12 protein-coding genes are annotated in these 14579 nt (G+C 63.3%); 7 read left to right on the forward strand and 5 right to left on the reverse strand.

Annotation, left to right across the window (positions count from 1 at the left end):
• Window positions 1-109 precede the first annotated feature (109 nt).
• Genes J0A90_RS04895 through J0A90_RS04905 form a run of 3 tightly spaced genes read left to right on the forward strand, consistent with a single transcriptional unit; the run spans window position 110 to window position 4934 of the window.
• Complete coding sequence (locus J0A90_RS04895; RefSeq protein WP_207031816.1) at window positions 110-1588, forward strand: TolC family protein; 1479 nt, start codon at window positions 110-112, stop codon at window positions 1586-1588.
• A complete protein-coding gene (locus J0A90_RS04900) occupies window positions 1585-3747 on the forward strand; it encodes a type I secretion system permease/ATPase (RefSeq protein ID WP_207031817.1) in 2163 nt (720 codons plus the stop codon). The genes J0A90_RS04895 and J0A90_RS04900 overlap by 4 nt, the downstream gene beginning before the upstream one ends.
• Window positions 3747-4934 carry an HlyD family type I secretion periplasmic adaptor subunit gene (locus J0A90_RS04905; RefSeq protein WP_207031819.1) on the forward strand — a complete coding sequence of 396 codons (1188 nt, stop codon included), beginning with the start codon at window positions 3747-3749 and terminating at the stop codon, window positions 4932-4934. Before J0A90_RS04900 ends, J0A90_RS04905 begins: the two co-directional genes overlap by 1 nt.
• Window positions 4935-5176: 242 nt before the next feature.
• Here J0A90_RS04905 and J0A90_RS04910 read toward each other — a convergent pair whose 3' ends face one another.
• Window positions 5177-5818, reverse strand: coding sequence for a hypothetical protein (locus J0A90_RS04910; RefSeq protein ID WP_207031821.1), 642 nt, complete (start codon window positions 5816-5818; stop codon window positions 5177-5179).
• 174 nt (window positions 5819-5992) lie between these two features.
• On the opposite strand from J0A90_RS04910, the gene greB reads away from it, so the two are divergent.
• Entirely contained in the window at window positions 5993-6526 is a 534-nt protein-coding gene (gene greB, locus J0A90_RS04915; RefSeq protein WP_207031831.1) for a transcription elongation factor GreB, read from the forward strand.
• Between the two features lie 106 nt (window positions 6527-6632).
• Window positions 6633-7877: an EAL and HDOD domain-containing protein gene (locus tag J0A90_RS04920; protein WP_207031833.1), complete on the forward strand. Its 1245-nt coding sequence runs from the start codon at window positions 6633-6635 to the stop codon at window positions 7875-7877.
• Here the strand turns inward: J0A90_RS04920 and J0A90_RS04925 are convergent.
• Complete coding sequence (locus J0A90_RS04925) at window positions 7861-8865, reverse strand: class I SAM-dependent methyltransferase (protein ID WP_207031835.1); 1005 nt, start codon at window positions 8863-8865, stop codon at window positions 7861-7863. The two genes, J0A90_RS04920 and J0A90_RS04925, sit on opposite strands and share 17 nt — an antisense overlap.
• A complete protein-coding gene (locus tag J0A90_RS04930; RefSeq protein WP_207031837.1) occupies window positions 8862-9767 on the reverse strand; it encodes a methyltransferase domain-containing protein in 906 nt (301 codons plus the stop codon). Before J0A90_RS04930 ends, J0A90_RS04925 begins: the two co-directional genes overlap by 4 nt.
• 193 nt (window positions 9768-9960) lie before the next feature.
• Here J0A90_RS04930 and J0A90_RS04935 point away from each other — a divergent pair, with 193 nt between their 5' ends.
• A complete protein-coding gene (locus tag J0A90_RS04935) occupies window positions 9961-10497 on the forward strand; it encodes an HPP family protein (RefSeq protein ID WP_207031840.1) in 537 nt (178 codons plus the stop codon).
• A gap of 54 nt (window positions 10498-10551) precedes the next feature.
• On the opposite strand, the gene J0A90_RS04940 is transcribed toward J0A90_RS04935, so the two are convergent.
• Window positions 10552-11058 (reverse strand): GNAT family N-acetyltransferase, encoded by a 507-nt coding sequence (locus J0A90_RS04940; RefSeq protein ID WP_207031842.1) that lies wholly within the window; start codon window positions 11056-11058, stop codon window positions 10552-10554.
• A 430-nt stretch (window positions 11059-11488) separates the two neighbouring features.
• On the opposite strand from J0A90_RS04940, the gene J0A90_RS04945 reads away from it, so the two are divergent.
• Window positions 11489-11941 (forward strand): GNAT family N-acetyltransferase, encoded by a 453-nt coding sequence (locus J0A90_RS04945; protein ID WP_207031844.1) that lies wholly within the window; start codon window positions 11489-11491, stop codon window positions 11939-11941.
• 224 nt (window positions 11942-12165) lie between these two features.
• Here J0A90_RS04945 and J0A90_RS04950 read toward each other — a convergent pair whose 3' ends face one another.
• Entirely contained in the window at window positions 12166-14508 is a 2343-nt protein-coding gene (locus J0A90_RS04950) for a YecA family protein (protein WP_207031846.1), read from the reverse strand.
• Window positions 14509-14579: the final 71 nt, after the last annotated feature.

Raw genomic sequence — 14579 nt, forward strand, 5'->3', positions numbered from 1 at the left:
GGGATCGGGGCGCCAGCCGGCGCCCCGCGAGTCGAATCTGACAGATCGAGAATGCATGCGCAGCTACGCACGACCCCGCGCCATGGCGCCACGCGCGAGACGCGCCCTCGTGGCAGCTCCCCGACACCGGGGACTGTCTTCCGTTTCCACGCTGCTGCTGCTGGCGAGCCTGACACCGCCAGCGGCAGCGGCCAGCCACGCCGGCTGGTGGCAGGCCGCGTCGCTGCACCCGGCCACGCCACCGCGCATCACCCTGCCGGCGCCGGCGTGGTCGGCGTCACCGGTCGCGGCCGGGACGCCGACGCCCCCAGCGTCGGACGTACAGCCGATATCGCCCCCCGCCGGGTTGACCCTGGCCGAGGCGATCCGCCGCGGCCTGGCGATCAACCCATCGGTACGCGCCGCCGTGGCCGATCTCGAGAGCGCGGGTACCGAGGTCGATATCGCCCGCTGGGGCTACTACCCCGAGCTGAGCCTCTCCGCAGGGCCCGAGGACTTCCCCTTCCGCGAGTGGGGTTACGACGCCTCGGCCCGTCAGATGCTCTACGACTGGGGGCGTGTCGAGAGCCAGGTGGAAAATGCCGATGCCGCCGCCCGGGAGGCCCGCCGGGCCCTCGGCGTGGCCGAGGAGAAGGCCGCGCTCGAGATCGCCGAGAGCTATCTCGATATTCTCGCTGCCCAGCGCCGGGTGACGCTGACACAGCGCTATATCGACAGCCTCACGGCACTCGACGAGCTGACCCAGGCCCGCGGCCAGCAGGGCTACACCGACCGCAGCGAGCGCGCCCGGGTGGCGCTCGACCTGGCCCAGGCGCGTGATGACCGGATCACCGCCGCCGGCGAGCTGGCCGATGCCCGGCGCCAGTTTCGCGTGCTGGTGGGGCTGGCAGCCGACGACCTCACCGCGCCGGACCCGGCCACGCTGACCCGCCGGCTGGAGGCCAGCGGCACCTTGGACGACTGGATCGCCCAGGCGCCCGCCTACCGCCAGGCGCAGGCCAAGGCGGCGCAGGCCAGAGCGACCCTCGATGAAGACCTGGCCGCGCTCAAGCCGCAGCTCAATCTCGAAGGCTCGCTGCAGCGGCGCCAGATCGGTGGCGACCTGCAGAACGATTCGGTGATCGGCCTGCGCCTGCGCATGGATACCCTGCAAGGGTTGGCCAGCTTCGAGCGGCCCAAGGCCTCGCGTCAGCGTCTCGAGGCCGCCACCTATCGTATCGAAGAAAGCCGCCGCGAGATTCGGCGCGAAGTCCTGACCCTGATCGAGAACGCCGAGGTCTATCGCCAGCGTCAGCAAGTGCTCGTCGAGCAGGCGCGAGAAGCCGACTCGGTGGGCACGCTCTACCAGGATCAGTTCGGTGTCGGTCTGCGCGATATCAATGACCTGCTGACGATCCGCCAGGAGGCATTCAACGCACGCCGCCAGTTGATCGACGTGGAGAGCCAGCAGAAGCGCATCGAGTATCGCGCCGCCGCCCAGCTCGGCCTGATTCATCCCTTGATCGCCGACGCTCTGCCGCTGCCACCCACCGCCAGCACGGCAGCCGCCGCGAGTGATGGCGACCCGCGCCGGGAGAAACTGCCATGACCGCCGCCAACGCCAACAGCGATAACGCCAACAACGCCAAAAGCACCAGCAGCGCCGACAGCGACCCGCTGCGCGACGGGTTGGTGCTGCTCTGCGCGCGCCTCGAGCGCCCGACCTCCGTCAGCCAGCTCGGCGATGGACTGCCGCTGGTCCAGGGCAAGCTGCCGCTGGCAGAGGTCCCACGCGCGCTACGCCGCGCGGATGTCAGCGCGCGGGTGATGTCGCGCCCGCTGACCGGTCTCCCGGCCACCCTGCTGCCGGCGCTGCTGCTGCTCGATGACGGCAGCACGCTGCTGCTGGAAACCCTCGACGACGACAGCGCCGAGGTCGCCATCCCCGAGACCGGCGGCGGTATCCAGACGCTCAGCCGCGAGACGCTGGAGGCGCGCTACGCCGGCCTGGCGGTCTTCGCCCGCCCGCGCCACCGCCACGACGACCGCGCCGAGGGCTTCGCCAAGGCCGCACCCGAGCACTGGCTCAAGGGGCCGCTGCGCGCCTGCTGGCCAGCCTACGCCGAAGTGGGCATGGCCGCGCTGGCCGCCAACTTGCTGGCGATCTCGACCGCGCTGTTCGCGATGCAGGTCTACGACCGCGTGGTGCCCAACGCGGCCTTCGACACCCTCTGGGTGCTCGCCAGCGGGGTGGCTCTGGCGGTGGTGCTGGAGTTCGTGCTCAAGGGGCTACGCGCCCACCTGCTCGAGGTGATCGGCAAGCGTCTCGATCTCACCCTCTCCTCGCGCCTGTTCGCCCAGGCGACCCGGCTCAAGCTGGCGGCCAAGCCCGCCTCCACCGGCGCCTTCACCAGCCAGGTGCGCGAGTTCGAATCGGTGCGTGAGTTCTTCACCTCGGCCACCGCCGGGGCGATCAGTGATCTGCCCTTCGTGCTGGTCTTCGTACTGCTGATCGCCTGGATCGGTGGGCCCGTGGCCTGGGTACCCGTGGCCGCCATCGCCGGGATGATTCTCCCCGGGCTGCTGCTGCAGCGTCATCTGGCGCGTCTGGCGCGGGAGAACCTGCGCGAGGGCGCGGTGCGCAACGGCGTTCTGCTGGAGTCGCTGGATCAGCTCGAAACGCTCAAGGCGACCCGCGCCGAAGGGCGCAACCTGGCGCTGTGGGAGTCGCTCTCGGCGCAGCTCTCCAGCGCCTCGATCCGCCTGCGCGCCACCACCAGCCTGCTCGGTCACGCCGCCTCGATGCTGCAGCAGCTCGGCTATGTCGGCATCGTCATCGTCGGCGTCTATCGCATCAGCGCGGGAGAGATGACTATCGGCGCGCTGATCGCCTGCTCGATCCTGGGCTCACGGGCGATCGCTCCGATGGCCCAGACCAGCGCCCTGCTGGCGCGCTGGCAGCACGTCAAGGCCGCGATCGAAGGGCTGGACGAGATGATGCGGGCGCCCACCGAGGGCGGCAGCGGCCAGCGCGTGCGCAAGCCCGCGCTGCGCGGCGACTACCGCCTGGAGGAGATCGTGGTGCGTCACGGAGAAGACGCCCCGCCAGCGCTGCAGATTCCGGAGCTGCGCCTGGAAGCGGGCGCCCGGGTGGCACTGCTCGGCGGCAACGGCGCCGGCAAGTCGACCCTGCTGCGGCTGCTCTCTGGCTTCGCCGAGCCGCAAGGTGGCCGGGTGATGCTGGACGACGTCAACCTGGCACAGATCGACACCGCCGACCGCCGCCGTGCCATCGGCTACCTGCCCCAGGATATCGCGCTGTTCTACGGCACCCTGCGCGACAACCTCACCCTGGATGGCGGCGGCTACAGCGACGACGAGCTGTTCCAGGCCCTCGACGGCGTCGGCCTGGGCCGCTTCGTACGCGCGCATCCGCTGGGACTGGAGCTGCCGATCGCGTCCAGCGGCAGCGTCTCCGGCGGCCAGCGCCAAGCGATCGGGCTGGCGCGATTGGTCCTGCAGGATCCGCGTATCGTGCTGCTCGACGAACCCACCGCCGCCTTCGACCAGGCCAGCGAGAAGCACACCGTGGCGTTCCTGCAGCGCTGGATGAGCGGGCGCACGCTGGTCGTCTCGACCCACAAGCGGCCGCTACTGGCGCTCACCGAGCGGGCCATCGTGCTGCGCGACGGCCGGCTCGCCAATCAGGGCAGCATCGAGCAGATGGTGTCGGGCAACCAGGTCGCGGGTAAACGGGAGGCCAGCTGATGTCGACACACTACGAGGACGCGCGCCTGCGCCGCGACCTGGGGGACCCCAGCGAAAGCCTGCGCCACCCGCTGGCACGCCCCACGCTCTGGGTGGTGCTGCTGGCGCTGGCGAGCTTCATCGGCTGGGCGGCCTGGGCCGAGATCGCCGTGGTCACCCATGGCGAGGGCCGGGTGGTGCCGGTCAGCCGCATCCAGACGATCCAGAGCCTGGAGGGCGGCATCATCGCGCGCATCCCGGTCAAGGAGGGGGACATCGTCGATGAGGGGCAACTGCTTGTACAGCTCAACGGCACCCGCTTCGAGAGCGCCTACCGCGAGACCCGCAATCAGGTGGTCGCGCTGCAGGCGACCGTGGCCCGGCTGCAGTCGGAAGTCCTCGAACGCGAGTCGATCGAGTTCCCCGCCGAGATCGACCCGGACAGCTCGCTGGCCCAGTCAGAGCGCGAGCTATTCCGTGCCCGTCGCGACAAGCTACGCGCCGCCACCGACTCGCTCGAGCATGAGATCGGCATGGCCAATCGCCGGCTCGCGCTGATCGAGCCGCTGGTGGCGCGTCAGGCGGTGAGCCAGATGGAGGCCCTGCAGCTGCGCCAGGATATCGCCTCGCTGCGCGGCAAGCGCGCCGAGATCCAGAACAGCTACGTGCAGGATGCCTACACCGAGCTGACCGACAAGAAAGGCGAACTCGCCTCGCTCGAGCAGGTGCTGGTGCAGAAGCGCGATCAGTTCGAGCGCACCGAGATCCGCTCGCCGGTACATGGCCGGGTCAACGCCATCAACTACACCACGCGTGGCGGCGTGGTGCCGCCGGGGGAGACGATCATGGAGGTGATCCCGCTGGAGGACCGGCTGCTGATCGAAGCCAAGATCCAGCCCAGCGATGTCGCCTTTCTCGCCCCCGGCATGCCCGCCAGCGTCAAGATCACCGCCTACGATTACACCATCTACGGCGACCTGCGCGGCAGCGTGGAGCAGATCAGCGCCGACACCATCGAGGAGGAGACGCCGCGCGGCAAGGAGTCCTACTACAAGGTCTATATCCGCACCGACAGCGGCTCGCTCGAGCACGGCCGCGAGGCGCTGCCGATCATCCCCGGCATGATCGCCCAGGTGGATATCCAGACCGGAGAACGCAGCGTGATGGACTACCTGCTCAAGCCACTGCTCAAGGCGAAGCTCTACTGACCCGGCCCGCACGACAGCGAACCGGGAGGCGTCGGCAGCGACGTCTCTCGGGGGCGGGTAGCGAGGTTTTCAAGGACAGAGGTCTTGAAGAGCTGGAGTTTTGAAGAGCTGGAGTTTTGAAGAGCTGTAGTTTTTAAGAGCCAGAGTTTTGAAGAGCCGGGGTTCTGGAAAGGAAGTTCGAGCTCCACGCGTCTAGGCCAGAGATGCGAGAGCCGCGGCCAGAGACACGCGACTCGAGACGTTCAGCCTTGCCGCGCCAGCCATTGCCGCACTTCCTGACGCAGCGCCTCGTCCGAGGCTCTACCCTTACGCGCCTGCCCTTCCACCGCCCGCTCGGCGTACTGGCGGGCCTCGGCGTGCTGACCCTGATCTTCCAGGTACTGCGCATAGTAGAAGTTGGTATCGATGCCGTCGGGGCGAATCTCCACCGCACGCTTCAAAAGCTCCCCTGCCTTGTCGTCGTCGCCGAAAGCGATGGGCCAGCCCGGCGCGTGCTGATAGAGCGCACCCAGGGTGACATAGGCCGAACCGTTCTCGCCCTGGGGGTCGATCTGGATCGCCCGCTCCAGCGCCTTGCGCGCCTGCTTGGCCAGATCCAGCGCCCCCAGCCCACCCTTGGCCTTGGCGTAGGAGGCCAGAACCACGCCCTGCGCCGTCAGCACGTGGGCGTTATCGGGGTAGCGTTGGGCCAGCGCATCGACCTCCTTGACCAGGCTCTCGAAGGCACGCTGCTGGGCATCGCCCTGCATCTCGTACTCGACGTTGCCCCAGCGCTGCATCAGCGGGAAGAGCTCGTTCTGCTGGGCTGCGGCGCTGCCGATCAGCCCCGCGCTCAGCACTACCCCAGCGGTGATGCCCATCATCGTCTTGGTAAAGCGTGGCATGAGTCGTCGCTCCGGTTGCGATCCTGGGGAAAATCTAACGAGCGTTTGAATGCACGGCCATTGTGTTTTAGTCGCATCCAGTTCCGAGGGAGCTTACGCGCGTGGTCGCGGCGCCGTTCGATGCGTTAATCTAAATGGCCAGCCACTGTCAGCAAGCCCCTCCAGAGACAACGCATGCAAGGACGCAACATGACCCGCTGGCGCGATCCCAAGAAGGATCCGCGCCAGGAGAAAAAGAGCAACCTGATCACCCCTCAGGGTTATGATCGATTGCAGGGTATCCATGACCACCTCTCGCGGGTCAAACGCCCCCAGCTCTCGGCCAAGGTAGGCGAAGCCGCCGCGCTGGGCGACCGCAGCGAGAATGCCGACTACACCTATAACAAGAAAGAGCTCAATCGGGTCATCGCGCGCATCCGCTATCTGCGCAAGCGCCTCGATGAATTGCAGGTGGTCGATCGCTTGCCCGCAGACACTGGCAAGGTCTACTTCGGCGCCTTCGTCACCCTCGAGGACGACGACGGCGAGGAGTTGTCGATCCGTCTGGTCGGCCACGACGAGACCGACACTGCCAAGCACTGGATCAGCATCGACGCCCCGCTGGCTCAGGCCGCGCTGGGCAAGGCGCTGGACGACGACGTCGTGGTCGCCGCGCCGGGCGGCGAGACCCACTACATCATCACCGCGATCGACTACGCACCAGGCTGAATCGGGCCTCGCAACCAAAGCCGCCTTCAAACTTGATTGGTAACGGCCGATAGAACGCCCTGCAGGGGCGGCAGTGGCCAGGCCCGACACTCATGAGGAGCTTGCCATGTCAGCGCTCTCCGACCCTCATCAGCCCTCGGTGCTGTTCGCGCGTCAGCCGATCTTCGACAGCTCGCGTGAGATCGTCGCCTTCGAGCTGCTGTTCCGCCCCACCGACGGTGGGCCCATGCCGCTCCCCTTCGACGGCAATCGCGCCACCAGCACCGTGCTGCTCAATGCCTTCACCCAGGGCGATCTGAAGACCGTGGGCCAGGGCAAACAGCTCTATGTAAACTTCACCGCGGATACCCTGGCCGGCGAGATTCCGTTCGACAACGTGCACATGGTCGTGGAGATCCTCGAAGACACCCCCTGCACCACCGCCGTGTGCCAGCGCCTCATGGAGCTGCGTGAAAAGGGTTTCACTCTGGCGCTGGACGACTATACCGAGCACGATGCCACCCACCCCTTCCTGCCGCTGGTGGATATCGTCAAGCTGGAGTATCCCCACTACTCGAACGATGAGTTCTACTGGATCATCGACCAACTGCGGCGACACCACCCCCATCTCAAGCTGCTGGCCGAGAAGCTCGAAACCGAAGCGGAGCTGGAGCACTGTCTCGACGCCGGCTGCGACTACTTCCAGGGCTACTTCCTGGCACGCCCGCAGATCGTCCACGGCAAGCCGGTGACCACCGCCCGCCTGACCATCCTCAAGCTGATCACCGAACTCAACCAGCCCGATATCGGCACCCGCCATGTCGCCACGACGATCGAGCGCGACCCGGCGCTCGGCATGCGCCTGCTGCATCTGGTCAATACCACGCAATATCAGCGCCCCGGCGAGATCGATTCGCTGCACCAGGCGGTGAGGCTGGTCGGGATTCAGCGGGTCCGCAGCCTGGCCACGCTGCTGGCGCTCAGCAAGCTGAACGACAAGCCCCACTCGCTGCGCCAGCTGGCGCTGACCCGGGCAAGCCTTTGCCGGGAGCTGGCGATCGACGACCCGCAGCTCTCCGAACGCGCTTTCATCGTTGGCCTGTTTTCTTATCTCGAGGCGTTCTTCGACCGCCCGCTGAAGGATCTGGTCGCCATCCTACCGCTGCACCCCACGATCAACGCCGCCCTGCTGCTGCACGAGGGGCCGCTGGGCGCGCTGCTCGACACCGCGATCAAGCTGGAGCACGGCGACTGGAACGAGATTCCCTGGGCGCGACTACAAGCCCTCGGCATTCAGCCCATCGACGTCGGCGCCGCCAACCAGCGCGCGCTGAAAATCGTCGGCGAGCTGCAGGCTAGCGGCGGCTTTTGAACGCACGATAGACCCGATAACGGCGATCATCGGCGAGGGTCTCGAACTTACCGAACGCCGCCGTCAGCCAGTCGGGATACGGCAGGAAGGCGTTGACCACCAGCAGCAGCACCCCACCAGCCTCGAGATGCGCCGGCGCCTCCTCGATCAGACGTGCCGCCGGGCCATAGTCGACCGCCCGCTCCTGATGGAACGGCGGATTGCTGACGATCAGCGCAAAACGCTCCGGCACCGCCTCGAACACATCGCTCTGACGCGTCTCCCCTTCCAACTGATTGAGCGCCAGGGTGCGCTGGGTTGCCGCCACTGCAAAGCCACTGACATCGGTGGCCGTCACCGCCTGACCACGGCGCGAAAGCCACGCCGCCAGGATGCCGTCGCCGCAGCCGATATCCAGGGTAGGCCCGGCAGGCAGCTCGCCGCGCTCGGCGAGTATTTCCAGCGTCTCCAACAGCAGCCGGGTGCCATCATCGAGCTTGCCGTGGCCGAACACCCCCGGGTGGGTCGCCAGCGCCAGCCCGTGGGTCTCGAAGCGTTCCCAGCCCGCCTCCGGGTCGGGCGTGGCCTCTCCCGCCTCGGTCGCGAACAGGGTGCAGCGGCGGGCGTTATCCAGCTTGCGGCAGGCGTGGCCCATGGATGCGAGTACCTTGGGCACTCGTTTGATCCCGCCCTGGTGCTCACCGACGACCTGGATCGGGGTGCCGGCGGGCAGGGTCGCGCTCAGGGTGCGTAGCCACCACTCGCCCAGGGCGTGGCTCTTGGGCCAGAAGAGCACCGCGCCGGGGGGCGCCAGCGGCGGCAGCGCCAGCTCCGCGTGGGCTTCGCGCCCGGCCGCCCGCCACGCGTTCACCACGCCGAGATCGGCGCTCCACACCACGCCCTCGCCGCTCTCCAGCCAGCTATCCCGCGGCGGCGCCACCCACAGCCAGCCGCGGTAGTCCGCGTCCTGGCGCGCCAGCAGTTCACACGGGGGCGTTTGTGCCTTCATCGGCTCTCTCCTTGCAGGTGCGCGTCTCGCAGGGGTTCGCTCCCGGCGGGGACAGCGGGACGAATCAGATAGTGCAGGTAGCGGCCCAGACGCCAGTGCGGCTCGGTCTCGCAGTAGCGGCGCTCCAGCGCAATCAGCTTGGCCAGGTCGGCCTCGCTGGGCTCGCGCTCGCGCAGGTAGTCATGGAAGATGCGCACCCCGGCGACACGCTCGATCTCGAGCCCGCAGGCCCCGCACCAGCGCACGATATCGGCATGGGTCAGCGGCGAGATCGGCGTCAGCCGCTGGCGCTGACCGGTACCCGACAGGCGATCCTCCATGGCCTTGTCGAGATTGCCCTTGACCACGTTGGAAAAGCGCAGCGCATCGCGGTTGAACACCATCAGCGACAGCCGCCCCTGCGGCGCCAGCAGTGCCGCGAGCTGGCGCAGCCCGGCTTCCGGGTCGGCCAGCCACTCCAGCACCGCATGACACACCACCAGCGGCCACGGCCCGGGGGCCAGCTCGCCGAGCGCCTGCAGCGGCGCCTGCAGAGCCTGCACCGGCATCGCCGACGGGGTTTGCGCCAGAGTCTCGCGAGCCCGGGCCAGCATCTCGGCGGAGGGCTCCGCCAGGGTGACCCGATGCCCCCGGGCAGCGAGCCAGGCGCTCATCTGGCCCAGACCACCGCCGACATCCAGTGCCGCCGAACCATCCGCCGGCAACGCCTGCTCCAGCAGCGGCGTCAGCACCGCCAGGCGGATACGCCCGCGCGCGCTGGCATACAGGCTAGAGGCGAACTTGTCGGCCAGACCGTCGAAGATGCGGTCCTGCGCCACCGGCACATCGTTGCCATGGCGGTTGTCATGACGATTGCCATGCAGACCATCGGAAGGCGCGGCACTATCGGCGCGATCAGGCATGAAAAAGCTCGAACATGAACGGGCAAGCCCTGCATCCGGGAAAGCCGGGCATTGTAGCAATGCCCAAGGCGGGCGTCCCGGCGCGGCGGTCATGAGGCTATTGCCAAGGCGTATTTCCCCGTATGGATACGAGCTGGCAAGATAGCGCGCCTTCGACCCCACCCGTGAACCCACACATGGCGATACCTACCCCATGGTGAAGCAATATCTGAGCAAGATGAAAGGCGCCCCGGTCTCGCGCCCTGCCCCCAACTGGCGCGACGCGCTGTGGTCCTGGCTCGGCGCCTTTCTGGGCATGGCCGGCGTGGGCTGGCTCAGCACCCAGGCGGCCCAGGCCCATCCACTGCTGATGGTCGGCTCGTTCGGCGCCACCTCGGTGCTGCTCTACGCCGCACCGGAGAGCCCGCTGGCCCAGCCGCGCAATGTGCTCGGCGGCAACGTGCTCTCGGCGCTCTGCGGCTTCGTCACCTGGTCGCTACTGGGTGACGGCTGGATCGCCGCCGCGGTCGCGGTCTCCACCGCCATCCTGCTGATGCAGCTCACCCACACCCTGCACCCGCCCGGCGGCGCCACTGCGCTGATCGCGGTGATCGGCTCGGGCGACCTGCACCAGCTCGGCTGGATCTACGCCTTCTTCCCGGTCGGCCTCGGCTGCATCCTGATGCTCAGCGTGGCGGTGGTGATCAACAACCTCGCCCGGCACCGGCGCTATCCGCAGCACTGGTGGTGAGGTAGCCCAAACGTTTCCCAAACCGCGGATGACGAGCGCATCTGCGGGACTCTCTCAGACACCCCACTCTTCTGCAGTGATGGCGTAGCGCTCGTGGTCGCGCCATTCGCCATCGATGCGCAGATAGCGCGGCGAGAAGCCTTCATGGCGAAAGCCCAGGGACTGCACCAGCCCGATCGAGCGGCCGTTGGCGGGTTGAATATTAGCCTCCAGCCGATGCAGGCCGTGCCTATCGAAGGCGCGGGTAATCACCTCGCTCAGTGCCTGTTTCATCCATCCCCGGCCCTGGTGCGGCGCAAAGCCGTAATAGCCTAGATAGGCGGATTGCAGCGCACCGCGGACGATCTCATTCAGATTGACGCAGCCGATCAGGCTGCCATCGGGGGCAACGGCGAGGTAGCTCACGTGGGTCTCCGCCGCGTAGCGGGAGAGAAAGTCGGCGTAGGCTTGCGGCGTTGCCGGCGGGAAGACCCAGCCACCCAACAGCGGCTGGCTGTGCCGAACGGCGGCCAGAAAGGCCGACTGGTGCGCCTGCGTGGGGTGAACGAGTGTCAGCGTCATTAGACTCGGGCCTTTTCGAGATCCAGCCTGCACCTGCGAGCGTTACCGAGCCAGCCAGGGTTTGCGGGGGCTGAAACGAAAATACCCGGCCCAAGGGGCCGGGTTCAAACGCAGGCCCAAACGGGCACCCACACAGGATAACGAATCTCACCGCCCGCCATAGGACCAGTTTTCTAAGACTATCTGGTCCAACTTTGTAAGAGATCTCGCACAAGGCAATGGTCGATGACTACCCCAGGCCGCCTGGGGCCGCTTTTCGAGAGGCGTCTGAGCGCTCTATGGCGATGTGGGAGCCGTTCAAGGGCGAGCAGCCTGGGGGCAGGGCCTCGTCACGCTGTCCCTTGCGATAAGCACGGAAAATCGAGGGAGAGGCCCGAGAATCCGCGCTGCCGCAGATAAGCTTTTCAATCACAGCCAAGGGTATCGATCCATGTCAATTCAAGTGAGAGAAGCGAGAGAGACAGACATCGGGGAGATCTTCGACATTCGCACCAGCGTGGCGGAGAACCACCTTTCGCTCGCGCAGCTTGTCGAAATGGGCATCACGCCGGAGACCATCGCCGCCGAGCTCGCCAAGGAACCTTGTCTTTGGGTTGCAGAGATTGATGGAGTACCCGTGGGCTTTTCAATGGTTCGCAATGAGACCGGGTGCGTGTTTGGACTGTTCGTCCGGGCCGACCATGAAGGGCAAGGGGTGGGCCGCAGTCTTCTCGAACGCGCCGAGCGCCATCTATTCGCCAAATTCGACGAGATTTGGCTGGAGACCGAGATCGGCAGTCGAGCTCATGCATTCTACGAGCGTGCCGGCTGGCTTCCCGTAGAGAAACGGGATCGCGGCTTAATGAAATTCGTCAAAGTCCAAGCCGTGGCTAATAACCTTTGAGTGGCAGCATTCGGCCAGAGGCGGCATTTTAGAAGCCACTGATATAGCACTTTAACGCCCGAGTTTACGGCTAGCTGGGAGCGCAGCGAAAACCAGCTCAACAACATGCAATTGTTATACGGCATCTTGATAAACCCGAATTTCCCAAAAATCCCAAGAACCCCTTTCAACCCGTCTAAATTTAATAAGAATCGTAACTCCCTTCCGGTTGGGTTCGTCATTAGCTAGCGTCCATGACATCTCTTGTACTTCAGACCACTTCCACACGGGCAGGGTTCATTACGACCAATTTTTCTTGAGTTAATAGGTTTCGACGAAGCCGCCCGCCGTGAATTTACCATTTTTGCTTTTTGGCTCATACGGTTAGCATCGTCGAAGATATGCGCATTTTCATCAGACTGTTTGGAGGGAGCCTCAACCTTGAAGTACTGAGCATTTACATAGCCCCCTCCCCTACCAACCTCAACAAACACGCCCACAATTTCGGGGCAAACAACACACAGCGCGGCCGCTTTTGCTTTGTCATTTATTTTTTGCCAATCAAGAGGACGCCCTTTTCTTTGCATCCAGACAAATAGCGGCTGCCCATTGCCAGAAAATGCGAAGTAGCGTTCGGGGTGCTGTCCTACCGTGCTTTCCAAATTCGACAACAACTTAGCAAGGTCCTTACGTGCTTGCCCTCCATAGTTACGAATAAGACTTTCGGCTGAAAGCCATCCCTTTTCTCGGGTAATGCCGAGTGCTTCAAGAAGCTTCATTAATTCATTCGGGAAATCCTGAGTCGGAATGGGGTTGTCTTCCCAACTCTCCCCCTCGAAGCTTCTGTCGATGGCATTGCTCATTCCATTCCACACCACTAAGCTCGCTTCATCTTGCCTCAGCTGATCAGCCATGTCCTCATCAAAACGGTTTTTGGTTATGTACGCTCCAAGATGATCAAACTCATCAAATAGATGAGCGCGTCTCATTCCAGCAACTGCCTGGCGCACTTCCATGTAGTGAGCAAATATTCCAGGTGTCGGTAGGATACGCTTTAGGACAAACAGGTCGTCAATCGACATTGAGATAAATGCATGCTTCCCGAGAAGCGGCTTTACCTGAGGCAGTTCCTTGCAAAAAGATGAGAATGGAGAGAATGACTCAACTGTCAATCCAATGGGAAGCATCACACGAAAGTTAGAGCACCGGATTCGACCACACTCTATATATTTGCCATCCACCCGATTATAGAGCGGCACCTCATCCGCAGAGTTAATATAATTGAAGAAACGCTCGCATTGACTATAAGCTTTAAGAATCAAGTCCTTTACTGACTGGGCGTGCCGTTTAAAATCGAGCGCTGGCGAAGCAATAGTTGCTGCTGCACCCGCTTTAGCTTCAACGAGATAAAGCACATCATCGACCAGGACCAAGGTGTCGTTTTCCGACCACTGTTTAGTCACCGGGTCTTTATAATAAACCTCTTGATATATTATCGCCTCCGGCAACTGATCAGTGAGAATGTTTTGAAATGCTCCTTCGCTCATTATCTTTTGACGGTCTTCGAAAGATTTCTTATAGTCCGGTTTTTTCTGCAACAAATTAAAAAGGAGTGCACGATACCCTGAATCTCGGGTAAAACAGGGGTCAACAGCATAGTAGTCCGACCCAAGTTGAATCAGGGGCTTTTTACGGGCAGGTAGTGTTCTGTATGGGGTTCCAGACAGATCGCCTTCAGCAAAAAACTCAGTATCTTCACCGCGTTGATACGCCAGATCCACCAATAGTTCTGGTGGTAACTTCGTGTGACGACTGACATTGGAAATTCCGCCTCGGAGCATGTCATCCATGGCCCGTGCAGCTGCTTCCGATTGATCTGCATTTGACGCAACCCACTCTTCCATAACTTCTTCAAGAGGCTTTTCCTGCTCCAAAGCAAAATTCTGCGAAGCTTGGAACTGACTCATCATTTCTTCTATGGCGTTCGCATGGCCCGCACGAGTAGCATTAGCCATATCTTGGAAGCCTTCCGCAACCTCAGTGGCTCCGACCCCATAGACCTCTTTCAAGACATCATCGTGTGGCGCAAGCACATAACTATAAAATTCTCCTTCTAGAACCTGATAACGGTTCCCTCTGAGCAAAACCCATGTCGACTTTATGTGAAATTCAATATCCGCAGTGTCAGGCCCAAAATCCTCATTCTCTGTAACAGCAGACGAAGCCATGGCGAAGAGCATGGCTTGTTCTTTCAACTTGGAGCTTAGTGCGAACAACTCTGTGCATTTTGTCTCATCGAATTCGACTTTATCGGGAGCCGTATCCGATGCCAATACGGCATGAACGTACTCAAGCAGAAACTGCACTTCATTAATCGTGTCATCTGGACCTTCGTTGTCGCTTTCTGTTGAAGCTTCAGCGCTGCCAGCCACAATTTTCATCATGCGTTGAGCGTAAATGTATCCAAGAAGATCTTCCGGGGGCATGCTGACTATTAAGGCACGCATATCGGCAGCAGTTGCTTCCATTTTTTTCATTAGCGCGGCAACCGCTTCTTTTTGTTTTTGTTCAATAGTTAGCAATGTCATGAGCAACCTTGATTAAATAATAGCTCCGAGAAGCCTTTGCTCGCTTGAGCCCTATTTATGTGAAATAGGTA

Origin of the sequence: Salinicola sp. DM10 (assembly GCF_017306975.2) — a bacterium.
Classification (GTDB): domain Bacteria; phylum Pseudomonadota; class Gammaproteobacteria; order Pseudomonadales; family Halomonadaceae; genus Salinicola.

Bases quoted from the DNA above. Each gene is read 5' to 3' on its own strand.
- J0A90_RS04945 (WP_207031844.1), top strand. From the start codon at position 11,489: ATGTCAATTCAAGTGAGAGAAGCGAGAGAGACAGACATCGGGGAGATC.
- J0A90_RS04910 (WP_207031821.1), bottom strand. From the start codon at position 5,818: ATGCCACGCTTTACCAAGACGATGATGGGCATCACCGCTGGGGTAGTG.
- J0A90_RS04950 (WP_207031846.1), bottom strand. From the start codon at position 14,508: ATGACATTGCTAACTATTGAACAAAAACAAAAAGAAGCGGTTGCCGCG.
- J0A90_RS04940 (WP_207031842.1), bottom strand. From the start codon at position 11,058: ATGACGCTGACACTCGTTCACCCCACGCAGGCGCACCAGTCGGCCTTT.
- greB (WP_207031831.1), top strand. From the start codon at position 5,993: ATGCAAGGACGCAACATGACCCGCTGGCGCGATCCCAAGAAGGATCCG.
- J0A90_RS04930 (WP_207031837.1), bottom strand. From the start codon at position 9,767: ATGCCTGATCGCGCCGATAGTGCCGCGCCTTCCGATGGTCTGCATGGC.
- J0A90_RS04920 (WP_207031833.1), top strand. From the start codon at position 6,633: ATGTCAGCGCTCTCCGACCCTCATCAGCCCTCGGTGCTGTTCGCGCGT.
- J0A90_RS04935 (WP_207031840.1), top strand. From the start codon at position 9,961: ATGGTGAAGCAATATCTGAGCAAGATGAAAGGCGCCCCGGTCTCGCGC.
- J0A90_RS04905 (WP_207031819.1), top strand. From the start codon at position 3,747: ATGTCGACACACTACGAGGACGCGCGCCTGCGCCGCGACCTGGGGGAC.
- J0A90_RS04925 (WP_207031835.1), bottom strand. From the start codon at position 8,865: ATGAAGGCACAAACGCCCCCGTGTGAACTGCTGGCGCGCCAGGACGCG.
- J0A90_RS04900 (WP_207031817.1), top strand. From the start codon at position 1,585: ATGACCGCCGCCAACGCCAACAGCGATAACGCCAACAACGCCAAAAGC.